Below are 6556 nucleotides of genomic sequence, written 5' to 3' on the forward strand. Positions count from 1 at the left end.
AAATGAAAAAAGGAATCGTTTTTAGGAGGAATTGTGACATGCAAGGAAAAGTAAAATGGTTTAACAATGAAAAAGGTTTTGGATTTATCGAAATGGAAGGCTCTGAAGATGTATTCGTACATTTCTCTGCTATTCAAAGCGACGGCTACAAAGCTTTAGAGGAAGGTCAAGAAGTATCTTTCGACATTACTGAAGGAAACCGTGGACCTCAAGCTGCTAACGTGGCAAAACTTTAATCCCACATATGACAGGAGGTTACCTTACTTGGTAACCTCCTTTGTTATTCCTTTGTTATTCCTTTGTTATTCCTTTGTTATTCCTTTGTTATTCCTTTGTATATTTCCGTTTTCCAGAGCAAAAACTATGTGAAATGCGCAAAATACAAAGGAGGCAATAACAATGGGGTCACATGTAAATGATTTTGAAGAAGTAAAATTCCGTGTAGAAACTGCACAAAAAATGGTAGGTTCTGCAACAATTTCAATGGATCCAGACACATTAGAGCATGCCACTACTGCAGTAGAATCGGCTCGTTCTCAGCTTGAAATCATGAAATCCGTTGCAACGGATTTAGATGAGCCATTTCTAATGAATGAAGAAAAAAAATTAAGTAAATGCGAGCATCAATTACATGAAGCGAAGCACTAAAAAACATCCAGAGAAAATTCTCTGGATGTTTTTTTATGACAATTGCTCCCCATACTTTTTCAACTTCTCTCCAACCGTACATTGCCGTATACAAAAAGAATGGGCATAGTATTTACTATGATTTTTCCGATTATGTTCCTGCAGGAAACACCCTCCGCAATACGTTTCTAATAAGTCATTTACCTCTGTAATGAGTTGCTTCTTCTTCACGTGTGCACCTCTCTATTCGGTTATTTCTTTATGACTATCAATTGTCGTCCCTTCTAATGCTTGCGCTGCTAATTGATGTGCCTCTTTATTTTGTTTTCTAGATATCGGTTCACAAATAAGTTTTAATTTCATTTGCTTCGCTTTTTGTTCAATTTGATCTAAGTAATGATTTAAATGTTCATCATAGCAAGGCCATTCACCAGCTAATTGCTGCAGTACAACTTGAGAATCTCCACGAAGTGTAACTGCTTCATATTTAATTCCTAATTCCTCGAGTGTATTCATCCCGTATAATAATGCTGCATACTCCGCTTCGTTATTATCATATATGCCTTCTATGTATGCATTGCGACGAATTCGGTAATTTGTATTTCCTTTTTTATAGTATACACATATACCAACCCCAGCTTCTTTCGTCTGTACATCATAACCACCATCAAAATAAACTTGAATTTCTTGCGGATCTTCCTCCACTTGCTTACTCAGTTTTTTCATTTCTTTTAATGACCATTCCGCGTCCATTTCATCGAAAAATAAAAGTTCTTTCACCCTACCTGTTTTCTCAAAATCCTCCGCAAATTGAAGCACTTCTTCTATGTTCATATAATCTGTTGTTAATTCAGTTTGTAAACCACGCTTCGTTTTATACAACCAATGTATTTTATATTTCATACTAGATTCCCCTTTTATAAGACTTCTTATATTTATTTTATTATATTTTATCAAGAGTCACAGTATTATATACAATTTAATCACATACAAAAAGAGCCATCCTAAGTAAGGACAGCTCTTTCATCTATTGCATAAATCTTTCAAATTGCACTCGCTTATTAATCCAGTACATTACAGGCATACCAATTGCCATTACAACAAATTCACCAACTGCACAAGTTAGCCATGTCAATAAAAATGGCAGATCAAACGCAAGATGAAGTTCAATTGCAATCATAAACATTGTGACTGTAAAAATAACTGTATTAAAAATCATACGAGCCCAAACACCTTTAATGAAGCGCATAGAAATAATAGTTGCAAGTAATGCAAGAATGGATTGCCCTACTCCAAATACTAAATCATAAGCGATCATAGGTGAGAAAAAGAGATTCGTTAAAAATACCCCTAATACAATCCCGTAAATTGCTTTCTTATTGAATACAACGAGATGATTAAACATCTCTGAAATACGAAACTGTACACTGGTAAAGCCAAATGGCTGAATAAGCATAGAAACAGCAATATATAATGCCGCTAAAATACCATTACCGACTAATGTCCTTATATTCATGACAAAATCTCCTTAGTTTTTTTACGTGGGATGGTTTCGAACCACGTTATTCGTTTTTAAGCAACAAGATTAAATTTTACGCAATAGGCACTCTTTCGTCAATAGATTCCTATCATTTACTACCTTTTTTCTTTTGGACAACGTATAATAAAACATATGAAAGATTTAGGAGGTTTCACTTCATGACAGCAACAATTCAAAATGAAAAAGTGATCGTTTCCATTTCTGACAAAGGTGCAGAATTACAAAGCGTTCGCTTAAAAGAAGATAACACTGAATACTTATGGCAAGGCGATTCTACTTATTGGGGGCGCCGCGCACCAATTTTATTCCCAATTGTCGGCCGATTAGTAGATAATACATACTACGTAGATGGTAAACCATATTCTTTAACACAACACGGCTTTGCTCGTGATCTTACATTCTCTGTAAAAGAACAAAGTGAAACGAATATTACTTATATTGTTACTAGTAATGAAGAAACATTAAAAAAATACCCATACGAATTCGAATTACTCGTTTCTTATGAGCTAGATGGACAAATCGTTCATGTAACATATGAAGTAAATAACCCTACTTCAAAAGAGATGTTTTTCTCAATCGGAGCACATCCTGGTTTCAACTTCCCCTTATTAGAGGGCGAATCATTTACAGATTATCATTTATCATTTAATGGTTCTGAACGCTTAGAAACAAGCGTATTAGAAGGACCTTATCTTTCAAGTAAAAAGCAATTAATCGCTGAAAATACGAATGAATTACCACTTACATACGATTTATTCAAAAATGATGCACTTATTTTTGAAAATATGAATACGGATGAAATCTCTATTCGTTCTCATAAACATAATAAATTTGTAAAAGTAGAATTTGACGGATTCCCATTTGTGGGTGTATGGACACCAGGCGAGAACGCACCTTTCTTATGTATTGAACCTTGGTACGGGATTGCTGATGAAGTAAATCCGGCAAAAGATTTCAAGGAAAAAAAAGGAATTCAATCTTTACAAACGAATGAAACATTTACATGTCGTTATAGTATTACAATCGGCTAAGTCACTCTATCCCCTACTTCAAAGAAACATATAAGTAGGGGATCATCTTATAATTTGGAGGTTTCTCATTTTGATTGAAGTATATATTGATGGTGCATCAAAAGGAAATCCTGGTCCTTCTGGTGCAGGAGTGTTTATTAAAGGGGTGCAACCAGCTGTACAGTTATCATTGCCCCTTGGGACAATGTCCAATCATGAAGCAGAATACCACGCTTTACTTGCGGCATTAAAATATTGCACGGAGCATAATTATAACATTGTCTCTTTTCGTACCGATTCGCAGCTTGTCGAGCGAGCTGTCGAAAAAGAATACGCAAAAAATAAAATATTTGCACCACTATTAGAGGAAGCACTGCAGTACATAAAAAGTTTCGATCTCTTTTTTATTAAGTGGATTCCAAGTAGTCAAAATAAAGTTGCTGATGAATTAGCTAGAAAAGCTATCTTACAAAATTAACGGGGGTATGAGTGTGAAAAAAGATTGGGTTGCTCCTCTTGCTTTATTATTTGTCTCTTTTATTTGGGGAGCTACGTTTGTTGTCGTTCAAAATGCTATGTCTTTCGTTGGTCCATTTACTTTTAATGGTATTCGCTTTTTATTCGCTGGAATTATTTTATTATTCGTTCAAATGATTTTCTCAAAAAGAGCTTCAAAACAAGATATAAAACAGAGTAGCTTCGCTGGATTAATTGTTGGATTCTTTTTATGTATTGGCTATGTATTACAAACATTCGGCTTACTTTATACAACTTCTTCAAAAGCTGGTTTCTTAACAGGGCTTAGTATCGTTATGGTACCAATTTTGTCTTTTATCTTTTTAAAACAAAAAGCTACCATTTTTATCGTAATGGGCATTGCTGTAGCAACAGCAGGTTTATACTTATTAACGGCTGGTGATTCTTTTCAATTAAACATTGGAGATATACTCGTTCTCGGTTGTGCAGTTGCTTTTGCTGCCCATATTCTTGTTAACGGTTTCTTTTCTAAGAAAATATCACCTTTATTACTAAGCACCTCTCAAGTATTAGCTGTCGGTATATTTTCTTCTATTTGCGCTTTTTTGTTTGAAGATTGGGAAAAATTATTTTCAGTTTCACTATGGACGAATCAATCCTTTTTATTCGCTCTATTTCTAACTTCCCTATTTGCGACATCCATTGCTTTTTTCATTCAAACATCGGCACAAAAACATACTTCTCCAACAAGAGTAGCAATTATTTTTGCAATGGAGCCCGTTTTTGCTGCATTAACAGGCGTTCTAGTTGCAAACGAACAACTTTCTATTTCTGCCATTATCGGTTGTTTATGTATTTTCCTAGGCATGGTTTTTGTTGAACTACCTTCTAAAACGAAAAAAGAAGCGCGGGCTGCGTGAAGTTACGCTTGTAACTTCCGCATAAAAGCCTTAGCGCTTTTTTTATCTGTAATTTCTTCTTCTTTCAAGCGTTCTAATAACGCAACAAAATAACTGCCATCAAACTGTAATTGATGTTTAATCGTCGCTTCTATTGCTACGTTCACAATCCCATCAGATGCACCAGTATATCCTTGTCCGAACATAATAAATCCTTGTGCTTCCTCTGATAATTTAAATCCTTTCGTATGTAAGAATGAAAGATAATCTTCTACTGTTTGCATGATATTCCCACCTACTCAAAAATTCTCCACTTCCTATCATACATGTTTTTATACTCTATGAGAATGAAATTTATTTGACAACTTTGTAAATCTATCGTCTACTTCTTAGAAAAAAGAGGAGTTCCTTACAATATAAAAGAATATGTAAAGTGGAATTTATTTTATATTAAAGGGGATATCGAATGAAACAAGCACTATTAATTATCGATGCTCAGCAAGAATTAATGGATGGAAATGAACAAGAAAATGAAGTTTTTCGTAAAACCGAGCTATTATCTACACTAAATACAGCCGTACAGAAAGCAATAGATTCAAATGCCCTTATTGTTTTCGTAAGAGATATCGATGTTGCTTCTGGTAGCGGAGAAGGATTTGAAGTACATAATCAAATTAAAGTACCTCAGTCTGCAATCCTTATTAATAAAGCAGCAACAAACGCATTCTATGGCACTTCTTTACTTGAACTTTTAAAAGAAGAGAAGATTAGCCATATCGTTATCGGTGGATGTAAAACAGAACATTGCATCGATACCGCCGTTAGAACAGCAACTGTACAAGGATTTGACGTTACATTAATTAAAAATGGTCATTCCACAACTGATTCTAACGTGTTATCTGCAGAGCAAATTATTGGTCATCATAATAAAACTCTACATGGACATTATAACGTTGATCATTTTTCAATGGTTAGAGATGTCGAGGAAGACCTTTTTCAACCTATTCATGATCAATATCGCGATTAATTTGGCTATAAAAAAGAATCCTTTTCACAAAAGGATTCTTTTTTATCCAAAAATTTGCGCTGCAATACTGTATAGTTCTCCATTTCTTTTCAAAAATTGATCACTATTTTTTATCATAATTGGTGGGGTATTAACCTTTTGAAAACCAGTAATCTCTAATTCTTTCATGAAACCTTTCTTTCCTTCTGGTACATCAATTCTTAATTTACCATGATGCTCTCTTGCTAAATAATGTACCATTCTCATTGCCATCGCATCATTTTTAGCAACGACCGGCCCTATTATTTTATTTTCTGGCGTTTGTATACTTAAACCGTAACCTAATACATTTTGTTGTGCATCCTTTGTAACAATACATTGTTCACTTTGAATAATTCGATACTTTAAAAACTCTTCTCTATTTGTTCCAAATGCATCTTTATCTATTTGTATTATTTCTTCTAAATCACGTTCTTCATAATTCACAATATACTCTTCATTTCCTACACAATGGTAATTCGCATTGTACGAGTTACATATGTATTTAGAAACATAACTAACAGCCCTGAATCCTAGTTTTTCATATAAAATTTTCCCCTCATCCGTGGCAATAAGCATAATGGGGGTTTGAGTTAATACGCTTTTAACACATAAATCCGTTATTATCTTTCCAATCCCTCTTCCTTTATAATCTGGATGTACAATTACCATTCCAATTGAGGCTAATGTCTCCCCGTATAGTATAATTGCTGCGCTAGCAATAAGCTCTTCTCTCTCATTTACTACACCATATACTATACCCGTATTCAAAATCATCTCAATTTCCTCTCTGTTGTAATCCCAGCCAATATGAGAAGATAATGCTACAATATCCTCTATTTTCCCTTTCCTAAGACGCTCCACCCTAATCTCCACTTCAATCATTCCCCATCTCCTTCTTTAGACGTTTGAACCATTCTGCATGAATCAACTTGTACATGTTTCCCTTTATCACTCA

Annotated in this window: 11 protein-coding genes and 1 riboswitch; of the genes, 6 read left to right on the plus strand and 5 right to left on the minus strand. The window is 34.5% G+C overall.

Annotated elements, in window-relative coordinates; genetic code table 11:
- Positions 1-38 precede the first annotated feature (38 nt).
- On the plus strand, positions 39-236 hold the full coding sequence (gene cspB, locus BG05_RS23080) for a cold shock-like protein CspB (RefSeq protein WP_002011904.1): 198 nt from the start codon (positions 39-41) through the stop codon (positions 234-236).
- Positions 237-399: 163 nt separating this feature from the next.
- Entirely contained in the window at positions 400-648 is a 249-nt protein-coding gene (locus BG05_RS23085; protein WP_002011905.1) for a DUF2564 family protein, read from the plus strand.
- 33 nt (positions 649-681) lie between these two features.
- Here the strand turns inward: BG05_RS23085 and BG05_RS30145 are convergent, their stop codons facing one another.
- The 3 genes from BG05_RS30145 to BG05_RS23100 form a co-directional block, all read right to left on the minus strand.
- The gene (locus BG05_RS30145; RefSeq protein ID WP_002011906.1) at positions 682-858 is read right to left on the minus strand and encodes a zinc-finger domain-containing protein; all 177 of its coding nucleotides are present in this window, start codon (positions 856-858) and stop codon (positions 682-684) included.
- Between the two features lie 12 nt (positions 859-870).
- Positions 871-1530, minus strand: a complete 660-nt coding sequence (locus tag BG05_RS23095; protein WP_002126525.1) for a ribonuclease H family protein — start codon at positions 1528-1530, stop codon at positions 871-873.
- A 124-nt stretch (positions 1531-1654) separates the two neighbouring features.
- The gene (locus tag BG05_RS23100; protein WP_002011909.1) at positions 1655-2143 is read right to left on the minus strand and encodes a QueT transporter family protein; all 489 of its coding nucleotides are present in this window, start codon (positions 2141-2143) and stop codon (positions 1655-1657) included.
- A 6-nt stretch (positions 2144-2149) separates the two neighbouring features.
- Positions 2150-2194, minus strand: a riboswitch (PreQ1 riboswitch).
- Between the two features lie 131 nt (positions 2195-2325).
- Between BG05_RS23100 and BG05_RS23105 the strand changes: the two genes are divergently transcribed.
- The 3 genes from BG05_RS23105 (at position 2326) to BG05_RS23115 (ending at position 4574) form a co-directional block, all read left to right on the plus strand.
- Positions 2326-3198, plus strand: coding sequence for an aldose 1-epimerase family protein (locus BG05_RS23105; RefSeq protein WP_002086548.1), 873 nt, complete (start codon positions 2326-2328; stop codon positions 3196-3198).
- Positions 3199-3268: 70 nt separating this feature from the next.
- Positions 3269-3655: a reverse transcriptase-like protein gene (locus BG05_RS23110; RefSeq protein WP_002011911.1), complete on the plus strand. Its 387-nt coding sequence runs from the start codon at positions 3269-3271 to the stop codon at positions 3653-3655.
- Between the two features lie 13 nt (positions 3656-3668).
- Positions 3669-4574, plus strand: coding sequence for a DMT family transporter (locus BG05_RS23115; protein WP_002126516.1), 906 nt, complete (start codon positions 3669-3671; stop codon positions 4572-4574).
- A gap of 2 nt (positions 4575-4576) precedes the next feature.
- Here BG05_RS23115 and BG05_RS23120 read toward each other — a convergent pair whose 3' ends face one another.
- Positions 4577-4837, minus strand: a complete 261-nt coding sequence (locus BG05_RS23120) for a DUF6123 family protein (RefSeq protein WP_001195213.1) — start codon at positions 4835-4837, stop codon at positions 4577-4579.
- 182 nt (positions 4838-5019) lie between these two features.
- On the opposite strand from BG05_RS23120, the gene BG05_RS23125 reads away from it, so the two are divergent.
- Positions 5020-5580 carry a cysteine hydrolase family protein gene (locus BG05_RS23125; protein WP_002186259.1) on the plus strand — a complete coding sequence of 187 codons (561 nt, stop codon included), beginning with the start codon at positions 5020-5022 and terminating at the stop codon, positions 5578-5580.
- 42 nt (positions 5581-5622) lie between these two features.
- On the opposite strand, the gene BG05_RS23130 is transcribed toward BG05_RS23125, so the two are convergent.
- Positions 5623-6483, minus strand: a complete 861-nt coding sequence (locus tag BG05_RS23130) for a GNAT family N-acetyltransferase (protein ID WP_002126512.1) — start codon at positions 6481-6483, stop codon at positions 5623-5625.
- Positions 6484-6556 lie beyond the last annotated feature (73 nt).

It is taken from the genome of Bacillus mycoides, from assembly GCF_000832605.1.
Classification (GTDB): domain Bacteria; phylum Bacillota; class Bacilli; order Bacillales; family Bacillaceae_G; genus Bacillus_A; species Bacillus_A mycoides.

Excerpts from the sequence above, each read along its gene's own strand:
- cspB (WP_002011904.1), top strand. The coding sequence starts at position 39 with ATGCAAGGAAAAGTAAAATGGTTTAACAATGAAAAAGGTTTTGGATTT.
- BG05_RS23085 (WP_002011905.1), top strand. The coding sequence starts at position 400 with ATGGGGTCACATGTAAATGATTTTGAAGAAGTAAAATTCCGTGTAGAA.
- BG05_RS23095 (WP_002126525.1), bottom strand. The coding sequence starts at position 1,530 with ATGAAATATAAAATACATTGGTTGTATAAAACGAAGCGTGGTTTACAA.
- BG05_RS23100 (WP_002011909.1), bottom strand. The coding sequence starts at position 2,143 with ATGAATATAAGGACATTAGTCGGTAATGGTATTTTAGCGGCATTATAT.
- BG05_RS23105 (WP_002086548.1), top strand. The coding sequence starts at position 2,326 with ATGACAGCAACAATTCAAAATGAAAAAGTGATCGTTTCCATTTCTGAC.
- BG05_RS23120 (WP_001195213.1), bottom strand. The coding sequence starts at position 4,837 with ATGCAAACAGTAGAAGATTATCTTTCATTCTTACATACGAAAGGATTT.
- BG05_RS23125 (WP_002186259.1), top strand. The coding sequence starts at position 5,020 with ATGAAACAAGCACTATTAATTATCGATGCTCAGCAAGAATTAATGGAT.
- BG05_RS23130 (WP_002126512.1), bottom strand. The coding sequence starts at position 6,483 with ATGATTGAAGTGGAGATTAGGGTGGAGCGTCTTAGGAAAGGGAAAATA.